The sequence below is a fragment of the Polaribacter irgensii 23-P genome (assembly GCF_000153225.1).
Classification (GTDB): domain Bacteria; phylum Bacteroidota; class Bacteroidia; order Flavobacteriales; family Flavobacteriaceae; genus Polaribacter; species Polaribacter irgensii.
The window spans coordinates 385,204-407,162 of sequence record NZ_CH724148.1; the positions used below are offsets into that span (position 1 = coordinate 385,204).

At 34.8% G+C, this 21,959-nt stretch carries 25 protein-coding genes; 17 read left to right on the forward strand and 8 right to left on the reverse strand.

What is annotated here, in order from left to right; genetic code table 11:
- Nucleotides 1-10: 10 nt before the first annotated feature.
- Complete coding sequence (locus PI23P_RS01680) at nt 11-1,090, reverse strand: diphosphomevalonate decarboxylase (RefSeq protein ID WP_004568973.1); 1,080 nt, start codon at nt 1,088-1,090, stop codon at nt 11-13.
- Nucleotides 1,091-1,387: 297 nt separating this feature from the next.
- Between PI23P_RS01680 and PI23P_RS01685 the strand changes: the two genes are divergently transcribed.
- The gene (locus PI23P_RS01685) at nt 1,388-1,993 is read left to right on the forward strand and encodes a thiamine diphosphokinase (RefSeq protein ID WP_004568974.1); all 606 of its coding nucleotides are present in this window, start codon (nt 1,388-1,390) and stop codon (nt 1,991-1,993) included.
- A 3-nt stretch (nt 1,994-1,996) separates the two neighbouring features.
- Complete coding sequence (locus PI23P_RS01690) at nt 1,997-2,233, forward strand: hypothetical protein (RefSeq protein WP_004568975.1); 237 nt, start codon at nt 1,997-1,999, stop codon at nt 2,231-2,233.
- 323 nt (nt 2,234-2,556) lie between these two features.
- Here the strand turns inward: PI23P_RS01690 and PI23P_RS01695 are convergent, their stop codons facing one another.
- Entirely contained in the window at nt 2,557-3,330 is a 774-nt protein-coding gene (locus tag PI23P_RS01695; RefSeq protein ID WP_004568976.1) for an alpha/beta fold hydrolase, read from the reverse strand.
- Between the two features lie 84 nt (nt 3,331-3,414).
- Nucleotides 3,415-4,128 (reverse strand): pyridoxine 5'-phosphate synthase, encoded by a 714-nt coding sequence (locus PI23P_RS01700; RefSeq protein WP_004568977.1) that lies wholly within the window; start codon nt 4,126-4,128, stop codon nt 3,415-3,417.
- Nucleotides 4,129-4,189: 61 nt separating this feature from the next.
- On the opposite strand from PI23P_RS01700, the gene PI23P_RS01705 reads away from it, so the two are divergent.
- The 8 genes from PI23P_RS01705 (at nt 4,190) to murI (ending at nt 12,183) form a co-directional block, all read left to right on the forward strand.
- Nucleotides 4,190-4,849, forward strand: coding sequence for a CBS domain-containing protein (locus PI23P_RS01705; protein ID WP_004568978.1), 660 nt, complete (start codon nt 4,190-4,192; stop codon nt 4,847-4,849).
- Between the two features lie 36 nt (nt 4,850-4,885).
- Nucleotides 4,886-5,797 (forward strand): NAD kinase, encoded by a 912-nt coding sequence (locus tag PI23P_RS01710; RefSeq protein WP_004568979.1) that lies wholly within the window; start codon nt 4,886-4,888, stop codon nt 5,795-5,797.
- 103 nt (nt 5,798-5,900) lie between these two features.
- Nucleotides 5,901-6,611, forward strand: coding sequence for a type IX secretion system protein PorG (gene porG, locus PI23P_RS01715; protein ID WP_238299960.1), 711 nt, complete (start codon nt 5,901-5,903; stop codon nt 6,609-6,611).
- A gap of 11 nt (nt 6,612-6,622) precedes the next feature.
- Nucleotides 6,623-7,366 carry an undecaprenyl pyrophosphate synthase gene (gene uppS, locus PI23P_RS01720; RefSeq protein ID WP_004568981.1) on the forward strand — a complete coding sequence of 248 codons (744 nt, stop codon included), beginning with the start codon at nt 6,623-6,625 and terminating at the stop codon, nt 7,364-7,366.
- A gap of 7 nt (nt 7,367-7,373) precedes the next feature.
- Nucleotides 7,374-9,929 carry an outer membrane protein assembly factor BamA gene (gene bamA / locus PI23P_RS01725; protein WP_018942468.1) on the forward strand — a complete coding sequence of 852 codons (2,556 nt, stop codon included), beginning with the start codon at nt 7,374-7,376 and terminating at the stop codon, nt 9,927-9,929.
- A gap of 63 nt (nt 9,930-9,992) precedes the next feature.
- A complete protein-coding gene (locus PI23P_RS01730) occupies nt 9,993-10,745 on the forward strand; it encodes an OmpH/Skp family outer membrane protein (RefSeq protein ID WP_004568983.1) in 753 nt (250 codons plus the stop codon).
- 35 nt (nt 10,746-10,780) lie between these two features.
- Nucleotides 10,781-11,314, forward strand: coding sequence for an OmpH/Skp family outer membrane protein (locus PI23P_RS01735; protein ID WP_004568984.1), 534 nt, complete (start codon nt 10,781-10,783; stop codon nt 11,312-11,314).
- Nucleotides 11,315-11,382: 68 nt separating this feature from the next.
- A complete protein-coding gene (gene murI / locus PI23P_RS01740; protein WP_004568985.1) occupies nt 11,383-12,183 on the forward strand; it encodes a glutamate racemase in 801 nt (266 codons plus the stop codon).
- A gap of 96 nt (nt 12,184-12,279) precedes the next feature.
- Here the strand turns inward: murI and aat are convergent, their stop codons facing one another.
- Nucleotides 12,280-12,909 carry a leucyl/phenylalanyl-tRNA--protein transferase gene (gene aat, locus PI23P_RS01745; RefSeq protein ID WP_004568986.1) on the reverse strand — a complete coding sequence of 210 codons (630 nt, stop codon included), beginning with the start codon at nt 12,907-12,909 and terminating at the stop codon, nt 12,280-12,282.
- A 125-nt stretch (nt 12,910-13,034) separates the two neighbouring features.
- Between aat and PI23P_RS01750 the strand changes: the two genes are divergently transcribed.
- On the forward strand, nt 13,035-13,664 hold the full coding sequence (locus PI23P_RS01750; protein WP_004568987.1) for a YqaA family protein: 630 nt from the start codon (nt 13,035-13,037) through the stop codon (nt 13,662-13,664).
- Between the two features lie 18 nt (nt 13,665-13,682).
- Nucleotides 13,683-13,928, forward strand: coding sequence for a DUF1456 family protein (locus tag PI23P_RS01755; RefSeq protein ID WP_004568988.1), 246 nt, complete (start codon nt 13,683-13,685; stop codon nt 13,926-13,928).
- Nucleotides 13,929-14,023: 95 nt separating this feature from the next.
- Here the strand turns inward: PI23P_RS01755 and PI23P_RS01760 are convergent, their stop codons facing one another.
- Complete coding sequence (locus PI23P_RS01760; protein ID WP_004568989.1) at nt 14,024-14,395, reverse strand: DUF3127 domain-containing protein; 372 nt, start codon at nt 14,393-14,395, stop codon at nt 14,024-14,026.
- Nucleotides 14,396-14,408: 13 nt separating this feature from the next.
- Complete coding sequence (locus PI23P_RS01765) at nt 14,409-15,269, reverse strand: flavin reductase family protein (protein ID WP_004568990.1); 861 nt, start codon at nt 15,267-15,269, stop codon at nt 14,409-14,411.
- 154 nt (nt 15,270-15,423) lie between these two features.
- Here PI23P_RS01765 and PI23P_RS01770 point away from each other — a divergent pair, with 154 nt between their 5' ends.
- The gene (locus tag PI23P_RS01770) at nt 15,424-16,572 is read left to right on the forward strand and encodes a sensor histidine kinase (protein WP_004568991.1); all 1,149 of its coding nucleotides are present in this window, start codon (nt 15,424-15,426) and stop codon (nt 16,570-16,572) included.
- 41 nt (nt 16,573-16,613) lie between these two features.
- Here PI23P_RS01770 and PI23P_RS01775 read toward each other — a convergent pair whose 3' ends face one another.
- Complete coding sequence (locus PI23P_RS01775; RefSeq protein ID WP_004568992.1) at nt 16,614-17,009, reverse strand: HIT family protein; 396 nt, start codon at nt 17,007-17,009, stop codon at nt 16,614-16,616.
- A gap of 114 nt (nt 17,010-17,123) precedes the next feature.
- Complete coding sequence (gene greA, locus PI23P_RS01780) at nt 17,124-17,600, reverse strand: transcription elongation factor GreA (protein WP_026288469.1); 477 nt, start codon at nt 17,598-17,600, stop codon at nt 17,124-17,126.
- Nucleotides 17,601-17,708: 108 nt separating this feature from the next.
- Between greA and PI23P_RS01785 the strand changes: the two genes are divergently transcribed.
- The 4 genes from PI23P_RS01785 (at nt 17,709) to PI23P_RS01800 (ending at nt 21,931) form a co-directional block, all read left to right on the forward strand.
- Nucleotides 17,709-18,143, forward strand: a complete 435-nt coding sequence (locus PI23P_RS01785) for a Rieske (2Fe-2S) protein (RefSeq protein ID WP_004568994.1) — start codon at nt 17,709-17,711, stop codon at nt 18,141-18,143.
- 50 nt (nt 18,144-18,193) lie between these two features.
- A complete protein-coding gene (locus PI23P_RS01790) occupies nt 18,194-19,351 on the forward strand; it encodes a 5-(carboxyamino)imidazole ribonucleotide synthase (protein WP_004568995.1) in 1,158 nt (385 codons plus the stop codon).
- Nucleotides 19,352-19,353: 2 nt separating this feature from the next.
- On the forward strand, nt 19,354-19,833 hold the full coding sequence (gene purE / locus PI23P_RS01795) for a 5-(carboxyamino)imidazole ribonucleotide mutase (RefSeq protein WP_004568996.1): 480 nt from the start codon (nt 19,354-19,356) through the stop codon (nt 19,831-19,833).
- Between the two features lie 82 nt (nt 19,834-19,915).
- Nucleotides 19,916-21,931, forward strand: a complete 2,016-nt coding sequence (locus PI23P_RS01800) for a M3 family metallopeptidase (protein WP_004568997.1) — start codon at nt 19,916-19,918, stop codon at nt 21,929-21,931.
- Nucleotides 21,932-21,959 lie beyond the last annotated feature (28 nt).

A 21,959-nucleotide genomic window follows, 5' to 3' on the forward strand; every position in this document is an offset into this window, starting at 1 on the left:
AATGCGCTGTTTACCCTTTCTTCGCACCGTGTCCTACAACATCTAATATGTATTGTTTATTCTGACAGTATTGCGCCAACTCGCTTTCAATAAAACGGTTGATTTTTTCTTTTTCGTTGAACGGATATAAAATATGCACATTAGCACCGGCGTCTAAAGTAAAACAAATATTACTGTTTTCCGCCACTCTAAATTCCCAAATTTTTTGAATAATTTCTAAGGTATTTGGTTTCATTAAAATAAAATAAGGAGTGCTAGTCAACATCATTGCATGCAAGGCTAACGCTTCACTTTCCACCAAATTTACAAATGCTTTAAGCGCTCCTTTTTGAAGAATTTCTGACATTTTAGACACGTTCTCATTGGCCTGCACAAATCTGTTTTCTGCATATGGATGGTCGTGCATTAAGTTGTGCCCAAGCGTACTAGATACTTGTTTTTCTCCTTTGTCTACTAATAGAATTGCATCTTGATAATTTTCAAAGACGGCATGCACCTTATACGGAAATTGAATACCAAACACATCTGAGCTTCCCACGATCGCTGGATGTTCCCCCCAAACGACTAAAGGTCCTTCAATACTTCTACTTGCACTGCCAGAACCTAAGCGCGCTAAAAAAGAAGCTTTTTTAATAATAAACGCAGCCGTTAAACTCGGATTTAATGCCTGCTCTAAGCTCATCAAACACATCGCAATGGCACTTAAACCACTCGCTGAAGAAGCAATTCCGCTCGAGTGCGGAAAAGAATTTGTTGAACTAATAATCATTTTGTAGTCAAGTACATACGGACAGTATATCTGGACTCTTTTAAAAAAATCCGCAATTTTTGGCTTGAACTCTTCCTTTTCTTTTCCCTCAAAAAAGAGGTCAAAATCCGCACAAGCCTTACTCTCTTGTTTTGAAAAACCAATGGTAGTGCGTGTGTGACAATTATTTAAAGTAAAACTAATAGAAGCATTTTTAGGAAGTTGTGGATCACTTTTTCCCCAATATTTTACCAAGGCGATGTTACTCGGTGTCTGCCAAGTAAAACTCACTTTTTCTATTTTTTCTGAACGCGTTTTTGGAATAAATTGTGCTGTATTCAAAGTCTAAAATTTGTGGTAAAGATAGCCCTATTTCTATTAAATTTATGTCCCCTTTTGCAATCCATTTTTGTTGTTTGTTCTCATTAAATGAATTGTTTTCATCGCTGTTTTTGTTTCAAACAACCTAAATTATCGCGCATATACTAAGATAGATAAAGTACTTCTAAAAATAATTAATGAAATTGTGAGATTGTTACTGTGTTCAAAAGTATCTCAGAAACAAAAAAATAATAACTTATCACATGCATTCGAAGCGTTTCCCTGTTACATTCATTTGAAATGGGTATTTTTGCGGTCATGAAAAAGATGAAAGTTTTTTTAGTATTGAATGGTGAAAAACCAAATCAATTGCCTGATGTCTCTGATTACGAAGTTATCTGTGCCACAGATGGTGCGTATAAATATTTAAAAGAACAAGGAATTACCCCTCATTTTATTTCTGGTGATTTTGATTCTTTAGACAACATCCCAGAAGGAATCGACATCATAGAAACACCAGATCAAAACTATACAGACTTTGATAAAATACTTCAAATTCTATTTGATAAAGGACACAATACGGTAGACGTCTTTGGTGCTAGTGGAAAAGAACAGGATCATTTTTTAGGCAATCTCAATACGGCGATTCAGTGGAAAGACCGCTTAAAAATTACTTTTTATGACAACCACGGTCGTTACTTTTTAGCAGACAAAAAAACGATTATAAAAAAGTGTCTGCATAAAACAATTTCTTTAATTCCCTTTCCTGAAGTTGCTAAAATCAGTACGAAAGGGTTACAATATTCTTTAACTGACGAAGACTTAATGTTTGGAAAAAGAATTGGAACTAGAAATAAAGCAATAGAAAATCAAGTTGAAATCAGTTTTAAATCTGGTAATTTATTTATATTTATAAACCACTAAGCAATGAGTAGAAAAATAAAACTATTATGGGATTTTAGAGGCGAAGACGCAAAAGAAACAGCAAAACATCACACGATACATTTAAAAGAATTTGCTGCCTTAGAAGAACTTGCATTCCATGAAATTTCCGTTTTAGAAATTAACCCTATGTTGTCTGCAGCATATATTATTGTTGATGAAGGGCTTCTGAACATTTTCAAGGATGCCTTAAAACCACATCGCGGAGAAATCGCCGAATAAAAAGAGGACGATTAAAAAAACACTTTTGCCCAATAGGCTTGCTTACGCCAACTCTTCTGAAGTGAGAATAGAAATATCTCGATAAGCGTTAAAACTTAGCGCAAATAAAAAGAGTCAATGCATTTTTTATCAAGTGCTGAAAAAAAAATTCTTCATTCTTTTAAATTGATGCACTTTTAGCAATTGCAAAAAAATTGGTTTTTATAAACGCGCTATCTCAATAACAAGAGTCTCAATTTCACTGAAAAAAAAAGTGCTTACGCAAACGCGAGTAGTCTTGAAAATATATTGACGCCGGTTAAAGACGCTGAAACAAATAAAAACTAGCTTAAAAATTCGCTGACCTCCGCATAAAATTGTTTTGGATTTTCTGCATGCAGCCAATGGCCTGCATTTTTAATCTCTATTACTTTTACATTGGTAAAATGGGACTCGATAATTGGTATTTCTTTTGCAGTAATATAAGCTGAGTTTTCTCCTTTTAAAAATAAAGTTGGCTTTTTAAAAAGAGTAAAAGCAGGCAATGCTGCTCCAACCTCTGAATTGCTATCCGTGAGGGCTTTTCGATTAAATCGGAAAGCCAGTTGTCCTTTTTCTTTCCAATAGACATTTTTCAACAAAAACTGTCGCACACCAACTTCCGGAATAAAAACTGCTAATTTCTCATCTACCTTTCCTCTGGAGTTCTCTACAGCAAAGTCAATAGAATTTAGGCCTGCTAAAATTGCGTTGTGGTGCGGCTCGTATTGTCGAGGAGCGATGTCTACTACAATCAGTTTGGAAACCAATTCAGGGTATGTAACGGCAAATAACATGGCTGTTTTACCACCCATAGAATGTCCAATTAATAAAACTTTATCTAACTGATGGTGCTTTATATACGCATACAAATCAGCAGCTAACGCGCTGTAATTGAATACCTCTTCATGAAAACTTCGTCCGTGATTTCTTTGGTCTATCAGATGTACTTCAAAATTTTCTGAAAATTGATTTCCCAAAGTTTTCCAATTATCAGACATTCCAAAATATCCGTGTAAAATTAATAATGGTGTCCCTTCACCTTTTATTGTAGCATGTAATATCGGGTGCTCTGCCATTTGAATGTATTTACTTTATTTTTCTAAAAATTGCTGCGAACAGCATTGGATTCACTCATTTTAAGGTGCGGCTACGTTGCAGAATTACTGCAAACGATGTAAATACATATTTACCACATTCTCAATGCCCAAATACAAACTTTCTACAATGAGTGAATGCCCAATAGAGACCTCTGCTAAGTTGGGAATATTCTCTTTAAAAAATTGTATATTATCAAGACTTAAATCGTGTCCTGCATTGATCCCTAACCCTAAAGTATGAGCCAAAACAGCCGCTGTAGTATATGGTTTTATAGCCTCTTTGTTTCCAATATTAAACTGGGCAGCAAAATCTTCTGTATACAACTCTATTCTATCTGAACCTGTCTTCGCTGCTGCTTCGACCAACTTCAAATCCGTCCCTATAAAAATGGAAGTTCTGATTCCGTTCTGCTGAAACTCCTGCACTACTTCCTGCAAAAAAGACTGGTGTTTTATCGTATCCCAACCGGCGTTAGAAGTAAGAGCATCTATCGCATCTGGCACAAGTGTAACTTGCGTTGGTTTGGTCTCCAACACTAAATCTATAAACGATTGTATCGGGTTTCCTTCAATGTTAAATTCGGTTTTAACAACAGAAACTAAGTCTCTAGCATCTTGGTATTTTATGTGTCTTTCATCAGGTCTTGGATGTATGGTAATTCCCTGCCCTCCAAAACGCTCAATATCTTCTGCAAACTTTAATAAATTTGGAACATTTCCGCCACGAGAATTTCGCAAAGTTGCTATTTTATTTATATTTACACTTAACTTTGTCATTGTCTATATTTTGAGCAACAAAGATAATTGATTAAATCATTTTATCCTATATTAGTAAGATATGAATATCACAGATTACATCCAGAATGAAATACAACCATTGCGCTTAAACAACAGTGTAAAAAAGGCTAAAAATTTGTTTGACACGTTTTTAGTGACACACCTTGCAGTTGTTGAAAAAAAAGTGATGCTCGGATGTTTTTCACGAGATGATTTTGAAAGTATTGAAAACGATGCCTCCGAATTAGTGCAACATCGTCATCTATTGAATTCCTTTTTCACAGATGAAAAGACGTCAGCGGTAGCGCTTCTCAAAATTTTTTCAGAACACGACACCACCATTGTACCAGTATTGAACACAGCCAAAGAATATATCGGATATTACGAACTTTCAGACGTATTAGAAGCTTTTTGTACCCAACCCTTTTTGCTAGAAAAAAGTGAAACTTTGATTATAGAGAATTCAGAAAGTACCTGTTCTATGAGTGAAATAGCGCAAATTGTAGAATCTAACAATGGCAAATTATTAGGGATGTTTATCTCTAAAAAAGAACAAGACCTCGTTCAGATTACGCTTAAAATTAGCGTGGAAGACCTCCAAGAAATTATGCATACTTGCAGACGCTACAACTATACTATTATTTCCATGCATGAGAATGATTTGTATGAAGAAGATTTAAAAAGTAGAGCTGATTATCTACAAAAATATCTTGAAATATAAAGATTTAATAAAAATAGTATTAACAAGAAATATGTAATGGCCAGTAACTTAAAAAAAGTAGCAGTTTACGGACAATCCTATTCTATTTCAGCCGAGAAGGAAATTCAAATTCTTCTCAGTATTTTAGAAACCCACAATATCGATTGCTTTATTGAAGAGAAATTTAACAACCTATTAATTGAAGGTGCTATCTTGAAAAAAAAGTATCCTACATTTTCTCATTTTAATGATTTGAACACCACTTTTGATCTGATGTTTACATTGGGAGGTGACGGCACCATATTAAGAGCTGTTACTTATATTAGAGATCTTGGAATACCAATTGCAGGGATAAATACAGGACGATTAGGATTTTTGGCAACCATCAACAAGAATGCAATTCATGAAAGCGTTGCACTCATCTTGAAAGGCGACTACACGGTGCAAGAAAGAACACTTTTATCCGTAGAAACAACACCACAAGTAGCCGAATTTTCTGAACTCAACTTCGCCCTAAATGAGGTGACTATTTCAAGGAAAAACACCACCTCTATGATGGGTGTGAAAACAAATTTAAACGATGAGTATTTGACAAACTATTGGGCTGACGGTTTAATTATAGCGACACCTACTGGTTCTACAGGCTACTCTCTAAGTTGCAACGGACCTGTAGTATCACCAGACTCAAAAAACTTAGTGATCACTCCAATTGCACCACATAATTTAACAGCAAGATCAATGGTAATATCAGACGAAACATCAATACAGCTTGAAGTAGACTCAAGAGAAAAGGACTTTTTAATATCCCTAGATTCTAGAATGATATCTGTAGCCAAAAACACACAAGTTTTCGTAGCGAAAGCACCTTTTACTATTAAAAGTATCATTCCAAATAATCAGTCTTTTTTAGAAACGCTTCGAAGCAAATTATTGTGGGGCGAAGACACGAGAAATGAAACAAATCTTTAAGTCCTGAGGCAATAAAAAAGGAAAAAAATTGTTATTCAAAAAAGCCTAAATATTAACTTTACAAAGCAAATTGAAAACCCTATATTTACCACTATTTTTTAAAATGAAAAGCTGGATTATATGTGTCTTATTTATAAGCTTCTCCCCTATTTTAATGAGTCAAATATATGAAATTGGCTTTTCTGTAGGGGGAACAAATTATGTGGGCGATATTGGCAGTACAAGATACATACAACCAAATCAACTCGCGGGAAACGTGTTTTTTAAATACAATTACAATCCAAGAATAGCGTTTAAAGGAACCTATTCCTATTTGCCGATTAAAGGGGACGATGCAACAGCAGATACTCCTTTTCGAATCAATAGAAATACACCTGCCATTTCATTTTCAAATACCATTCATGAGCTAGCATTGGGAATGGAATTTAATTTTTATGAATATAACACTTCATCTCGCACCAAGAATTGGACGCCCTATCTTTTAATTGAATTGGCTGCTTTCAATTATGACGCTATTGAGAAAGAGGAAGATTTAAATAGAAATGGTCAGATAGATGCAGACGAATATCAATATGATCGAAAAACAAGGATAGCAATCCCGATAGGAGTTGGGTTTAAATCGATCTTATCTGGCCCAATAGCATTTGCACTTGAGACCAAAATAAGATACACTTTTGAGGATGACCTCGACAAAGTGGCTGGGAACAATCGGGACTTAAAAATAGAGGGAAACAGCAATGACTGGTATGTATTTACCGGTGTTTCATTAATTTACACTTTTGGCAGACCGTCTTGCTACGCAAGAAGAAACTAATTATAAAAAACATGGATAAAAGCTTACGCATCGATTTACAAAAAGTACCAAAACATATTGCCATTATCATGGATGGTAATGGACGCTGGGCGAAAGGTAAAGGAATGAGCAGGGTATTTGGACATCGGCATGCATTAACGGCCGTGAGAGAATCCGTTGAAACCGCAGCTCAAATTGGTGTTCAAGCAATTACATTATACGCTTTTTCAACTGAAAATTGGAAAAGACCCAAATTAGAAGTAGATGCGCTTATGCAGCTGCTTGTGAATTCCTTAAAGAAAGAGCTACCTACTTTTCAAAAGAATGAAGTACTCGTAAATGCCATTGGCAATATCGATAACTTACCCTCAAAAGCACAAAAAGCGTTAAAAGAGGTTATTGCCCTAACGAAAGCAAATTCCAAAATTATTTTAACACTCGCATTGAGTTATGGTTCTAGAGAAGAAATTGTTAAGGCTATCCAAAACATATCCAAAAAAGTTGTTAAGAAAGAACTGTGCATAAAAGAAATTAACGAAAAAACTATTAATAATCATTTATATACGTTTAATTTGCCCGATGTTGATTTAATGATCAGAACAAGCGGTGAACATCGCATCAGTAATTTCTTACTTTGGCAGATGGCATACGCAGAATTATACTTTACGGATGTACTCTGGCCAGACTTTAGAAAAGAGCATTTTTACGATGCAATCATAGACTATCAGAATAGAGAACGAAGATTTGGAAAAACAAGCGAACAGATTACAGAATAAATTTTTTATGAAATTATTTTTTGCCGCAGCGGTATTTACAGCATTATTTTCTACTTTCAGCGCACATGCACAGGTAGAAAATGACAGTGTATCAAAACCACAAAAAGATACCATAGCTTCCAAAAATATAGATTTCAAAAAAGGGGAAGAGTATATTTTAGGTGGAATATCTGTAACCGGATTAAAAAAATTCAGTGAGGAAACTGTTCGTGTATTTACGGGTCTTGTATATGGCCAAACCATCAAACTCCCTGGAGATAAATTAACCAGTGCTATTAAAAAATTGTATGAGAGTAAACAATTTAGTGATGTAGATGTCTACTTAGCACGCATTGACGGTACTACCATATATCTGCAATTAGAAGTAAAAGAACTTCCGCAGTTAAACGAGATAAACATTACGGGTGTTAAGAATTCTAAGTCAAAAGAGATTCTGAAAGAGGCTGAGCTCAAATTAGGTAAAATGGTAACAGATAACCTATTAGTTACTACAAAAAACTACATTACCAAAAAATACACCGACAAGGGATATTTAAAAACAAAAGTTTCTTTAGACATTCAAAAAGATACATCCGATGTAAATATTGTGAACATGTCTATATATGTGGACAAAGGAAAAAAAATAAAAATTAAGGATATAAATTTTACTGGCAATACTGATCTTTCAAATAAAAAACTTCGAAAAGCAATGAAAAACACCAAAGAAAAATTCTTTGGACGCTTTTGGAAAGGATCTAAATATATCGAAGAAGACTATCAAGAAGATTTAGAAAATATACTAGATACCTATAGTCGACTGGGCTATCGAGATGCACGAATTTTAAAAGAAGGCATTTCTTGGAATGAAAACAACACCATCGATATTGATATCGATGTAGAAGAAGGAAGGCAATATCGCTTTGCAGAAATTTTATTTGTTGGAAACAAAGAGTACACAGATGAACAACTACAACAAGTTCTAAAAATTGACAAAGGAGATATCTACAATGGTGCTGTGCTAAAAGAGCGCGTAAGCGGAGATGGCTCTCCAACTTCATTTGACATTTCTTCTGAATATCAAAATAATGGCTATTTATTTTCTCAAGTAAATGCTGTTGAAACGCGTGTAGAAAACGACTCTATTACTGTTGAAATTCGAATTAGAGAGGACGAAAAAGCGCGAATTAAAAAAGTTACTGTTTCTGGAAATGACAAAACCAATGACCACGTAATCTTTAGAGAACTTCGCGTAAAGCCGGGAGATTTATTCAGTAGAAGAGAGATCATTAGATCTATTAGAGAAATTGGACAACTTGGTTTTTTTGATCAAAATGTAACACCAGACGTGATCCCTAACTACCAAGATAAGACTGCAGACATTGACTTTAGTGTGATCGAAAAAGGAGGCAGCCAAATTGAGTTACAAGGAGGTTATGGAGGGGGCTCTTTTATCGGAACCCTAGGTCTTTCTTTTAATAATTTTTCTATTAAAAATCTTTTTAACAAAAAATCATACAAACCGCTACCTACTGGGGATGGACAGCAGCTGTCTTTAAGACTGCAGTCTAGTAGAACTTTCAACACGTATAGCTTTTCTTTCACAGAGCCCTGGTTTGGAGGTAGAAAGCCAAAATCCTTGTCTTTCTCCATTTACCAATCGAACCAATTTCAGATGAACTTTCAGACGGGAGAAGTTAATAGAGATCAAAAGCTAGGCATTACAGGTGCATCCATTGGACTTGGACAACGTCTAAAGTGGCCAGATGATTTTTTCCAATTATCACAAACCGTCGCCTACCAAAGTTTTCAATTGAAAAACTATGGATTTAGAGTTGGAGAAAATGTTTTAAACAACGGAACCTTAAACAACCTATCTTACAGCCTTAATTTCAGCAGAAGCTCAGCAGGACCAAGTTTGATTTTCCCAACGTATGGATCTGAATTCTCTTTTGGTATCAAAGCCACACTGCCATATTCTTTAATTTCAAAAAAAGACTTCACAGAACCAGATAATTTAACTGCTGTGGAACAAAATGACTTTTTAGCCGAAAAGTTTAAATGGTTAGAATACTATAAACTTACTGCAAAAGGAAAATGGTATACTGCTTTTACAGACAAGTTAGTTTTAATGACAAATGCAGAGTTGGGGTTTTTAGGATTTTACAACAAAAAATTAGGACAGACGCCTTTTGAAAGGTACTTCGTCGGTGGAGACGGTATTGCTCAATTTCAGCTAGACGGTAGAGAAACTGTTGGGTTAAGAGGGTATGAAAACAATAGATTGTCTTCTATCTCAGGAGGAACAATTTACAATAAATTTCAATTAGAATTAAGGTATTCTATTACAGATGCACCCTCTGCCTCTATTTATACTTTAGGTTTTGCAGAAGCTGGTAACTCGTATGACAATTTTGAGACCTATAATCCATTTGACTTAAAAAGATCTGCTGGTGTTGGTGTTCGAATCTTTATGCCTGCTTTCGGTTTGTTAGGAATTGATTTTGCCCACGGTTTTGATCCTTTACCAGGTCAAATAGAAATATCAGGGTGGCAAACACACTTTATTATTGGTAGACAATTCTAAGAACATTGCATATTTAGAGTATCGGTTATTTTTTTGGCAAGATTTTTCATAAATTTTTAACAGATGAAAAAATTATTTTTACTTACATTTTTGTACTTTTCGGTTGGATCATCTTGGTCTCAGAGGGGACAAATTATTGCCTACATGGACATGGAATACATTTTAGAAAATGTGCCAGAATACTTTGAAGCTCAAAATACTTTAGACAAAAAAGTTATAAAATGGCGAGAAAGATTAGACAAAGAGGCTCGTTTTATAGAAGTACTAAAAAGTGATCTTGCCAACGAAAAAATAATTCTCACCAAAGATCTAATCGTAGAAAAAGAGGAAGAAATAAGAATAAAACAAGCACAATTAAGAACGTTAGAATCTCTTTACTTTGGACCCGATGGAGATCTTTTTAATCTGAGAAAACAACTTGTAAAGCCGATTCAAGACCAGGTTTATAATGCCATTCAAACAATTGCAGCAAAAAAAAGATATGACTTTGTTTTTGATAAATCTAGTGAATTAGTACTGCTATATTCAAATAAAAAATACGATATTAGCGACCTCATTTTAAGAGCAATTGATAGGACGCGTTCAGTAGAAGACAAAAACGATACGCTGGAAGAAAAAAATGCTCCAGAAAAGTTGAACCAACAGCAACAACAATTGTTTGATAAAAAAGAAGCAGTCGCTGCAGAAAGGGTAACCGCAAAAGCAAAACAGCGAAAGGCATATGAAGACAAAAGAAAAGAACTTATAGAAAAAAGAAAAGCGAAAAAAGCCTTGCTTAAGAAGAGGAGAGAGGAAGCAAAAAAAGATCAACAATAACAAAAAAAGAATAATTAAATTAAATTAGAACTAACATGAAGAATTTTAAGACACTACTATTAATTGCTGTATTTACTTTAGGAGTAAATGGTTTTACAAATGCACAAAAAATAGGTCATGTAGATTACCAACGGGTAATTGACAATATGCCGGAAACAAGAGCATTAGGAACTACACTTGAAAAACTAGGCAAATCATACCAAACAGAAATTGAAGGTTTAAAGAAAAAATTAGATGCTAAAGTTCAGAAATATACTGCTGAACAAGCTACGCAAACAGAAACTACAAACACGCAAAGAGCACAAGAAGTTCAGCAAGACAAAGCAAGATTTGACCAAGCGCAACAAGCAGCTTACCAAGAAATGCAAAAAAGACAGGCACAAGACTTAGAGCCAATTGTTTTGAAAGCAGAAAATGCTATAAAAGCAATTGCTGCAGCAAAAGGAATTTTGTATGTTTTTGATGCAAAATCACTAATCGTAAAAGAAGGTGAAGACTTGTACGCCGCTGCTACCACTAAATTAGGTTTACTAAAAGACAGAGCAGAGCAGCAGCCGGCTAGACAATAGATAACGCGTACAGCATGAATAAATTAAAAAACCTGCTTTAAAAGCAGGTTTTTTTATATTTACAATCTATGATTTCTAATAATTCTCCTATTGGTTTTTTTGACTCAGGCATTGGTGGAACTTCTGTATGGAAAGAAGTCATTAAACTTTTACCCAACGAAAATACAATCTATCTTTCGGATAGCGAAAATGCCCCTTATGGAGAAAAATCAGCCGATGAAATTATTTTACTATCCAGAAAAAATACAGATTTTTTATTAAAAGAAAACTGCAAACTTATCATTGTTGCCTGCAATACAGCTACTACAAATGCGATTACCTTTTTAAGAGATGCGTATGCCATTCCCTTTATTGGTATAGAACCCGCTATAAAACCGGCATCTCTGATTACAAAAACAAATAAAATTGGAGTTTTAGCAACCCAAGGAACTCTCAATAGTGCGTTGTTTGAAAAAACCTCACTTCCTATAAGAAACACGATTCAAATACAAGAAACCAACGGAAAAGGACTTGTAACGCTCATTGAAAACGGCCAATTAAACTCCGAAGAAACGAGAGCACTCTTAACCGTATACTTAGCACCTATGCTTGCCAACAACATAGATTCACTCGTGCTAGGATGCACGCATTACCCATATTTAATTCCACAAATTCGAGAAATTATAGGACCTGACGTTCAGATCATAGATTCGGGAGAGGCGGTTGCTAAACAAACAAAGGCGATTTTATTAAAACATAAGATCCTAAACAGCGATCAAAAACACACAGCAAATCACAAACTTTATATTAATAAAGACAAAAAGGCTTTAGAGAAATTAATTGAAGACAGTCCTGTAAAGGAACTAAAAATTATCGAGCAAAGTTTTTAAAAATTATAAGATTCTCATTTATATTGGGAGCGGCATTCCACCGTTGTTTTGTTCTGTCCAAATAAACATCAACAGAAAACACATAGTTCTCAACTTTTATGCTTCTTTTAGGATGTTCAAAAAACGACTTCTTTCAATCTCTTTAGCCCCCAAACTGGCCAAATGATCGTTGTGAATTTGACAGTCTATAAGTTTATATTTGGCACTCTTTGCCAAATATATAAATGCAAGTTTAGAGGCATTCGAGCGAAAGCTAAACATACTTTCGCCACAAAACACATTGTTTATTTCTAAACCGTACAAACCACCTACTAATTTATTTTGATACCAAACCTCTATCGACTTTGCGACTCCTATTTCGTGCAAACGAAGATAAGCATCTTCCATATCATCCGTAATCCAGGTACCAAAACCGTCACTTCTTGCAATATTTTTACAATTGTAAATAACTTCCTTAAATACGCTGTTCTCAGTAATTTTAAAATCATTCTTATTGATGATTTTTTGCATGGATTTAGAAATCCTTACCTCTTCAGGAAATAAAACCATCCTTTCTAACGGGCAATACCAAACAATAGGATCCCCCTCTGAAAACCAAGGAAAAATTCCATTCTGATATGCATGAAGCAAACGCTCCTCTGATAAATCTCCCCCTAAAGCGATGATACCCTCCCTAGAGGTTTGTTGATAAGAAGGGAATTCTATTTTGTCTGTAAGCCAATTCATGCTACAAAAATAACGCGTAGGTTTTAATAAAATTATAGATTTCTTAAAAAAGCGTTAATCTAAAGTTCTAATCTTATTTATTTAGATTTTGTTCCTATTTTTGCGCAGAAATAAAAGAAAGCTTTTTGGAAAAAAAAAAAAAGAACAGAAAAAAAAGAACGGAATTTATAATTAAAAGGCTGCACAATTATTACGGCAGAACTGGATTTTATATGTTTGTTTGGGAGAGCGTAAAAAAAGCATTCTTTCCCACTATATTTGCTGTAATTGCTTTGTTTGTTTTCAATAAATACGTCTATGACGTTAACAAAGGACTAGAGACGATTACAGAGACGTTCTCTAGACTTGGAATACTGATAACCTTCTTTATCTCTGAAACAATTTTAGGCTTAGTTCCTCCCGAGATTTTTATCGCTTGGACAAAAAAAACCACAAGTCCAATTTTAAATCTTGCCCTCTTGGCAACGCTAAGCTATTGTGGTGGTTTACTGTCTTATTTTATCGGAAAGATAACTTTAAAAATTAAATCTGTAAAGAATTATTTAGAAGTTAAAATGGCCGATAACCTGAAAAACACAAAGAAATGGGGAGGTTTTTTAATCATCGCAGGCGCATTACTACCCTTGCCCTTTTCCATCGCTTGTCTAGCAGCAGGAATGATAAAGTATCCCTTTAAAAACGTTGTTTTATTTGGACTCTTTCGTTTTTTACGATTTACAATTTATGCTTGGGCAATTTTTAAAGTAGTTACATAAAAAACTTACATTTGCATTATGGGATTAACAAATAATGATATTTTTAAAAAGTTACGAGTTGCACACAAATTACGTGACACTGACATTGTAGACATCTGTGCACTTGTAGACTTTAAGGTTTCAAAAGGAGAGCTAGGAGCTCTATTTAGAAATGAAGACCATGAAAAGTATGTAGAATGTGGAGATCAGATTTTACGCAACTTTTTAAATGGGTTGGTAATTCATTTGCGCGGCCCGATGCCGAAAAAAGCAGAAAAAAAATAAAAGCAAGAAGATATATTGCATAAAAAAAGAGAAAATTCGCTATCTGAATTTTCTCTTTTTTATTTTTTATCTTCACTTCTAAACCCTATTTTAGTTTAAAAAGGCAAATCATCTGGCTCTTCATTTGAAATATCAGATGCTGGCTGAAACTGATCTACAGGTGGCAAGTTTTCACCTTGAGCACCCGACTGCGCAAGACTCTCTATTCTCCATCCTTGTACTGAGTTAAAATATTTAGTATCTCCTTGTGGGCTAATCCACTCTCTTCCTCGTAAATTAATAGCTACTTTAACATCTTGTCCTACAGCATATCCATTTAGTAAATCACATTTATCTTGTACAAATTCTATCATGATCATTTGTGGATATTGATCATCTGTTGTCACTACTAATTCTCTTTTTCTAAAACCGTTTGCACCAAAAGCTTGTACTTCACCGATTAACTTTACTTTTCCAATAACTTCCATAATATAATCTTAACTATTTAATTAAAAGCACTTTCCAAGCGCTTTCTACATCTTTTTTTAATAAAAACTCTTGAGCAAATGTATGTTTTTTTGTGGTTTCTAGCCCAACAAAGTGGGGATGTTCTTTTGCAAAGTTATCAACACTTGTTTTATTCGGCAGCACTGCTATATTGCCCAACATCCCTAAATTATTCCCTGTTAACACGCTGCTATTTCTAATCTCTGTAGGGATCGTGTCAACCCCAATACCTAACGTTGAGATGGGTTTATCAATCTCAAAAAAACCATCTCTTGCCCTTGAATAATAACTTCCACCTGCTCTTGCAACCAAGTCTATTTTATACTGATCTATAGCTCCATTAGCATCTAAAATAGCTTCTGAAACGTGAATTTTAACAACCTCACAAATAATTAAGTTTCCTGCACCACCCTCAGCACCTGTAAAAATCACGTCTTGCACTTTGCATTCAAACTGCACTGGAGACTCTGCCACTCTAAAAGGTTTGATCTTGTCCGAGGGCAGCATCGTAAAACCTGCCTTTTCAAACTCATTTACACCTTCAGGATATTCTGTAGAACTCAATGACATTTGTTGTACAATGTCATAATTTACGATGTTTATAACCACCTCTTTGGTGGCTAATACATTTTCTAAAGTGTGTTTCGTAGTATTATTTCGCACCCTTCGCGCTGGAGAAAATACCATAATGGGCGGATTCGAACCAAATACATTAAAAAAACTAAAAGGTGATAAATTTGGATTTCCGTCTGCATCCATTGTGCTTGCAAATGCAATGGGTCTTGGCGCTACTGCACCTAATAAATAACCATGTAATTCTCCTGTAGTAATCTCTTTGGGATCTATACTTAACATATATTGTAGTTTTATAACAAGTTACCTGCTTTATCGCAATAGAAAAGTCTGTTCTAATTTTAAACTGAAGTGCACCAACAACTATTCTTTCTTCTGTAAAGATACTATCAAAATCACAAATGAGTTATATAGAGAAACCTTTATATTTGTTTTTATGAATTTGCAACACAACGCCCATTTATTCAAGAGATTTGCGATTTTAATTTCTTTATTTATTGTCTCTCTGATCCTATGGAATACGTACATTTTTTTTCAGCAATTTAAGAAAGAGCAACGCATTAAAATGGAAATTTTAGGAATTGCACAAAAGGAGCTTGCCAACGCAGATTTAAACTCAGACATTACTTTACAAGATAAAATTATTACCACAAATAAGAACATTCCTTTAATTCTAGTGGATGCTCAGGGCAACATTGAATCTTTTCAAAACTTAGATTCCAAAAAATCTCGAGACCCTCGCTACATAAAAAAACAATTAGAGGAAATGAAATCTGAAAACAAACCAATTGAAATTAGCTACAAAGGAAAAAATAAGCAATTTATCTACTATCGAAATTCAGATTTATTGAATAGACTGACCTATTACCCCCTCGCATTAATGCTAATATTATTCCTTTTTTTAAGCGTTATCTATTTGTTTTACAGTTCTAATAAAGCATCAGAAACCAATAAATTATGGACCGGAATGGCCAAAGAAACTGCCCATCAAATTGGAACACCCTTGTCCTCACTTTTGGGTTGGATTGCCATTTTAAAAATGGAAAAAGTAAATGACAGTTACATTTCTGAAATAGAAAAAGATGTTGCTCGATTAAACACAATTGCCAATCGATTTTCAAAAATTGGCTCTAAACTAGAATTAAAACAAGGAAATATTGTGCAGGTTACAAAATTAGCTTTCAATTATTTAGAGTCTAGAACTTCAAAACAGATTCGCTTTTCCTTTATCGCTTCAAAGGAACAAATTTCAGTCCAATTAAACACAGAATTGTTTGGCTGGGTCATAGAAAATCTTCTAAAAAACGCGATTGATGCGATGCAACGCGAAGGTCTGTTAACCGTACAAATTGAAAATACCACTAAAAAAGTTAAAATTATGGTTTCAGATACTGGCAAAGGCATGTCTAAAAAATTATTTAAGCGGATTTTTAACCCAGGTTTCACAACAAAAAAACGTGGATGGGGATTGGGACTGTCACTTTCTAAACGCATTATAGAAGACTATCACAAAGGGAAAATAGTTGTCCAAAAATCTGAAATAGGCAAGGGCACTACTTTTGAAATCTCGTTAGACATTGCTTAAAGAATACGCAACCTAAGCGCTATTTTAAAGTAATTTTAAGTTTATTCTCTATCAAACTCAGCGGCGATTCGTGCAGCCAAAGCAACAAACTCCTCGTGTGTGCAAGTTACTTTTTTTGTAAATTGAATATCTGCCATTTCGTTTAAGGGAATCAAATGCACGTGCACATGAGGCACCTCGAGTCCAATGATACTCATCCCTACTCTTTTGCAAGAAATGGCTTTTTCTAACGATTTTGCAACCGTATAAGAAAAGTCCAAAAGTTGATGATATGCATCTCTGGACAATCCAAAAATTTTATTTTCTTCTACTTTTGGAACCACTAACGCATGTCCTTTTGCATTTGGATTGATGTCTAAAAAAGCAATGAAATTATCATTCTCTGCAACTTTATAACTGGGTACTTCCCCCGTAATTATTTTTGTAAAAATGCTCATCAAATCTTGTTCGTTATTGGTTTCTTGTAAATATAAAAAAAGAATTCGAGTGCCGACTCTGTCAACACTCGAATTTTTACTACAATTTCGCTTTCAAAAGCATTAGAAGTATCGCTATTCTCTAGAAATCGCCATAATTTCAAACTTCATAATTCCACTAGGAACCTGAATCTCTGCAACTTCACCCACTTTTTTACCTAACAAACCTTTTCCTATTGGAGAGTTTACAGAAAGCTTCCCGTTTCTAACATCTGTTTCAGAATCTGCAACCAATCGATACGTAAACTCCGCACCATTAATCGCATTTTTTATAACTACGTTAGAGTGAATCAAAACTTTCGAAGTATCTAATTGTGACTCGTCTAAAATACGAGCACCTGAGATTACATTCTTCAGTTTCGCTATCTTAAACTCTAAATGTGATTGCTCTTCTTTTGCTGCGTGATATTCTGCATTTTCACTTAAATCACCCTTGTCTCTTGCATCCGCAATCTCTACAGTTACTCTAGGTCTTTCTACTTGCTCTAATTGAACTAACTCGTCTCTAAGTTTTTTTAATCCTTCTGGAGAATAATATGATATTTCACTCATCTTTTTAAATTTAAAAAATCCCATCGCCTTTGCAGGAATGAGATTGCCACACAAAGATACAAAATATTTGTAACTTGCAGCTGTTCTAAAAAAAGCAAAAAAAATACAATGTTTAAAAAAATACTGTTTGTAATCGCGGTCCTTTGTTTTTGGGATTGTTCAGAAAACAACCTTCCTGAAAACTGTATTCGTGCGTCTTCTTTTTCTATCACCAAAGCGCTGAATAACCCCGAATTTAATCAAATGAGAACCGTGAACGGATCTGCAGAAATCTTGGGCGGTTTTCAAGGAATTATAGTAATCAATGCAGGCTTGGGTCGTTTTATTGCGTACGATAAAATCTGTCCAAATAACGACTGTAATTCTCCAATGGAGTATGATCAAATGAACAGGCCTAATATTTTAAAATGTACTTGTGACAACAGTGAATATGGCTTGGGAATTGGAATTGGAGGCGCTCCGCAAACTCCTGGATTTGAATGCCCTGCAATTGAATACAATGTAGTAAAGATTGGCACTTCAATTAGGATCAGTAATTTTTAGTGAAAGTGAATTGAGTTGTGTATTTTTGCTAAAAAACAACAACTTTACAAGTGAAAAACTATTATTCTTCAGATTTTAAATTAGGTATTCTTGGTGGTGGACAGTTGGGTAGAATGCTTTTGGCAGAAACTCAAAAGTACGACATTCACACGGTGATTTTAGACAGTAATAAAAATGCTCCTTGCGCCGAAATATGCAATACTTTTGTTCTAGGAGATTTGTTAGACTTTAATGCTGTTTATAACTTCGGCAAAACGGTTGATTTACTGACGATAGAAATTGAAAATGTAAATTTAGATGCCTTGGATAAACTGGAAGAAGAAGGTCTGAAAATATTTCCCAAACCCAGAGATTTAAGAATCATTCAAAATAAAGCACGCCAAAAAAATTTTTATCTCGATCACCAAATCCCTACGGCAGCATTTTCTCATTATGCCTATCTAGAAGAATTAAAACATTCGTATCAAAATAACATCATCGATTTTCCATTTGTTTGGAAAGCTGCACGTTTTGGTTATGATGGAAATGGTGTCAAAATTGTTCGAAATATTGAAGATTTAGAAGCTTTACCGAATGTAGAATGTATCACAGAAAAACTAATTCCCTTTAAAAACGAGTTGGCTGTAATTGTGGCAAGAAATGCGTCTGGTGAGATCAAAACATATCCCGTGGTAGAAATGGAGTTTCACCCGGAAGCCAACCAAGTCGAATATGTAATTTGTCCCGCTAGAATTGAGAAGCAAATTGCTGAAAAAGCAAGAGAACTCGCCTTAAAAGTAGTTCGAGATTTGGATTTTATAGGTTTATTAGCCGTAGAAATGTTTCAAACAGCAGCAGACGAAATCTTAGTAAACGAGGTAGCTCCAAGACCCCACAATTCTGGACATTATTCTATTGAGGCTAGCTATACTAATCAATTTGAACAACATTTAAGAAGTATTTTAGACCTTCCTTTAGGAAACACGGCAAGTAAAGTTGCCGGAATCATGGTTAATTTAGTGGGGGAAGCGGGTTTTTCTGGTGATGTAGTGTATGAGAATATCGCAGAAATTTTAAAAATTGATGGAGTTACACCGCACTTATACGGAAAAAAAGAAACGCGCCCTTTCCGCAAAATGGGACACGTGACCATTGTAGACGCAAATATTGACATTGCGAGAGCAGTAGCACAAAAAGTAAAAGAAACAATTCGAGTAATCAGCAAATAACTATGGTAGGAATAATAATGGGAAGTGATTCAGATCTTCCAGTAATGAAAGAAGCGATTGATATTTTAGAAAGTTTTGATATTCAAATAGAAGTGGATATTGTATCTGCTCACAGAACTCCAGAAAAACTTTTTGACTACGCTAAAAACGCACATAAAAGAGGCCTAAAAGTAATTATTGCTGGTGCCGGAGGCGCTGCCCATTTGCCTGGAATGGTAGCTGCTATGAGTCCTTTACCAATTATTGGTGTTCCTGTAAAAAGCAGCAACTCTATTGATGGTTGGGATTCTATTTTGTCTATCCTACAAATGCCTGGGGGTGTTCCTGTTGCTACCGTTGCCTTAAATGGTGCTAAAAATGCTGGTATTCTAGCTGCTCAAATTATTGCCACCTCAGACAAGTGTGTTTTAGATCGCATTCTTGCATACAAAGAAGGTTTGAAACTAAAAGTTACAAAAGCCTCAGAAAACATAAAAAAATAATCCTTTCAACTTGCACGTAAACTGCAGTTCAAACTGAACTTTAAATTACACACACGCAACTCAACAGCACTTAATTCAAAGAATGAATCCACTTTTACAAGACTTTAATACCGCCCCTTTTTCTAAAATTTCTAATACTGATTACAAACCTGCAATTCAAAAAGGGATTGAAATTGCAAAAGCTGAAATTGATGAAATTACACAGAATTTTGAAACACCAACTTTTGAAAATACCACAGTAGCTTTAGATTTTACAGGTGAAAGACTGAATAGAATTGCAAGTATTTTTTTCAATTTAAATTCGGCAGAAACCAACGATGAAATTCAAAAAATTGCTCAGGAAGTATCTCCTTGGCTAAGTGAATTTGGAAATGACATCACGTTAAATGAAGCTTTATTTAAGAGAGTGAAGACTGTTTTTGACACCAAGGAAACCCTAGATTTGACGGCAGAGCAAACAATGCTTTTAGACAAACAATACAAGAGTTTTGCAAGAAATGGTGCCAACTTGAAAGAAGATGCTAAACTTAAACTTCGTAAGATTGATGCAAGCCTTTCTAAGTTGTCTTTACAATTTGGTGAAAATGTATTGGCAGAAACCAATGCTTTCGAAATGCACTTAACAGATGAAAATGATTTAGCAGGCCTGCCTGAGAGTGAAAAGGAAGCTGCTAAAGAAGTTGCTATATCCAAAGAGAAAGAAGGCTGGATATTTACCTTAGATTACCCAAGTTACATTCCGTTTTTAACCTACGCAGACAATAGAGAACTGCGAAAAAAAATGGCAATTGCCGCTGGTAAGAAAGGATTTCAAGAGAATGAATTCAACAATGAAAAAATAGTTCTAGAAATTGTAAATCTTCGCCATCAAAGAGCAAATTTACTGGGTTATAAAACGCATGCACATTTTGTTTTAGAAGAGCGGATGGCAGAAACTCCTGAAAAAGTGATTGAATTTTCAAACAACCTACTCGAAAAAGCGAAGCCTGCTGCACTGAAAGAATTTAAAAATTTAGAAATTTATGCTAAAAAATTAGATGGAATTGATCGGCTTCAAAAATGGGATGGCGCTTATTATTCAGAAAAATTAAAAAAAGAATTATTTGATTTGGACCAAGAGTTGTTAAAACCTTATTTTAAATTAGAAAATGTAATTGATGGTGTTTTTGAGATCGCCAGTCGATTATTTGACTTAAAGTTTGAAGATGTTTCTGACATTGATACCTATCATAAAGAAGTTAAAACTTACAATGTAACCGATATTAATGGAGATTTTGTAGCGGTTTTCTATGCTGATTTTCACCCTAGAAAAGGAAAGAGAAATGGTGCCTGGATGACCTCTTACAAATCTCAACAAATTAAAAACGGGACCAATGAAAGACCTCACGTTTCCATCGTTTGTAATTTTACAAAACCAACAGCAACAAAGCCTTCTCTTTTAACTTTTAATGAAGTGACAACTTTATTTCATGAATTTGGACATGCGCTCCACGGAATGCTTGCGAACACGACCTACAATAGCTTATCGGGAACTTCGGTTTCTTGGGATTTTGTAGAGTTACCAAGTCAAGTTTTAGAAAACTGGTGTTTTGAAAAAGAAGCCTTAGAGTTGTTTGCGAAACACTATGAAACTGGCGCAATTATTCCAATGAAATACGTTGAAAAAATCAAAGAATCTGCAAGTTTCCAGGAAGGGATGCAAACGGTACGTCAATTAAGTTTTGGACTCTTAGACATGCAATGGCATGGTCAAAATCCGGCAAATATCTTGTCTATAAAAGAATTTGAAAATACCGCTTTCAAGGAAACGAAACTGTATCCAGAAGTAGCCGAGAACGCAATGAGTACCTCTTTTTCTCATATTTTTCAGGGAGGCTATTCTGCTGGATATTATTCATACAAGTGGGCAGAGGTTTTAGATGCAGATGCTTTTGAATATTTCTTAGAAGAAGGGATCTTTAATAAAGAAGTCGCTACCAAATTTAAAGACAATGTACTTTCTAAAGGGGGAACAGAGAAACCCATGGAATTGTACAAACGTTTCCGAGGAAAAGAGGCAAAACCCGATGCACTTCTAAAAAGAGCTGGTTTAATTTAATTGCATCTCAACAATTTAAAATTGCGGA

Bases quoted from the DNA above. Each gene is read 5' to 3' on its own strand.
- PI23P_RS01760 (WP_004568989.1), bottom strand. From the start codon at position 14,395: ATGGAAGTTATTGGAAAAGTAAAGTTAATCGGTGAAGTACAAGCTTTT.
- PI23P_RS01765 (WP_004568990.1), bottom strand. From the start codon at position 15,269: ATGTTAAGTATAGATCCCAAAGAGATTACTACAGGAGAATTACATGGT.
- bamA (WP_018942468.1), top strand. From the start codon at position 7,374: ATGAAATTATTTTTTGCCGCAGCGGTATTTACAGCATTATTTTCTACT.
- PI23P_RS01700 (WP_004568977.1), bottom strand. From the start codon at position 4,128: ATGACAAAGTTAAGTGTAAATATAAATAAAATAGCAACTTTGCGAAAT.
- PI23P_RS01770 (WP_004568991.1), top strand. From the start codon at position 15,424: ATGAATTTGCAACACAACGCCCATTTATTCAAGAGATTTGCGATTTTA.
- PI23P_RS01685 (WP_004568974.1), top strand. From the start codon at position 1,388: ATGAAAAAGATGAAAGTTTTTTTAGTATTGAATGGTGAAAAACCAAAT.
- PI23P_RS01775 (WP_004568992.1), bottom strand. From the start codon at position 17,009: ATGAGCATTTTTACAAAAATAATTACGGGGGAAGTACCCAGTTATAAA.
- porG (WP_238299960.1), top strand. From the start codon at position 5,901: ATGAAAAGCTGGATTATATGTGTCTTATTTATAAGCTTCTCCCCTATT.
- PI23P_RS01730 (WP_004568983.1), top strand. From the start codon at position 9,993: ATGAAAAAATTATTTTTACTTACATTTTTGTACTTTTCGGTTGGATCA.
- PI23P_RS01690 (WP_004568975.1), top strand. From the start codon at position 1,997: ATGAGTAGAAAAATAAAACTATTATGGGATTTTAGAGGCGAAGACGCA.
- PI23P_RS01785 (WP_004568994.1), top strand. From the start codon at position 17,709: ATGTTTAAAAAAATACTGTTTGTAATCGCGGTCCTTTGTTTTTGGGAT.
- PI23P_RS01735 (WP_004568984.1), top strand. From the start codon at position 10,781: ATGAAGAATTTTAAGACACTACTATTAATTGCTGTATTTACTTTAGGA.
- PI23P_RS01755 (WP_004568988.1), top strand. From the start codon at position 13,683: ATGGGATTAACAAATAATGATATTTTTAAAAAGTTACGAGTTGCACAC.
- PI23P_RS01710 (WP_004568979.1), top strand. From the start codon at position 4,886: ATGGCCAGTAACTTAAAAAAAGTAGCAGTTTACGGACAATCCTATTCT.
- greA (WP_026288469.1), bottom strand. From the start codon at position 17,600: ATGAGTGAAATATCATATTATTCTCCAGAAGGATTAAAAAAACTTAGA.
- PI23P_RS01705 (WP_004568978.1), top strand. From the start codon at position 4,190: ATGAATATCACAGATTACATCCAGAATGAAATACAACCATTGCGCTTA.
- purE (WP_004568996.1), top strand. From the start codon at position 19,354: ATGGTAGGAATAATAATGGGAAGTGATTCAGATCTTCCAGTAATGAAA.
- murI (WP_004568985.1), top strand. From the start codon at position 11,383: ATGATTTCTAATAATTCTCCTATTGGTTTTTTTGACTCAGGCATTGGT.
- uppS (WP_004568981.1), top strand. From the start codon at position 6,623: ATGGATAAAAGCTTACGCATCGATTTACAAAAAGTACCAAAACATATT.
- PI23P_RS01695 (WP_004568976.1), bottom strand. From the start codon at position 3,330: ATGGCAGAGCACCCGATATTACATGCTACAATAAAAGGTGAAGGGACA.
- PI23P_RS01800 (WP_004568997.1), top strand. From the start codon at position 19,916: ATGAATCCACTTTTACAAGACTTTAATACCGCCCCTTTTTCTAAAATT.
- aat (WP_004568986.1), bottom strand. From the start codon at position 12,909: ATGAATTGGCTTACAGACAAAATAGAATTCCCTTCTTATCAACAAACC.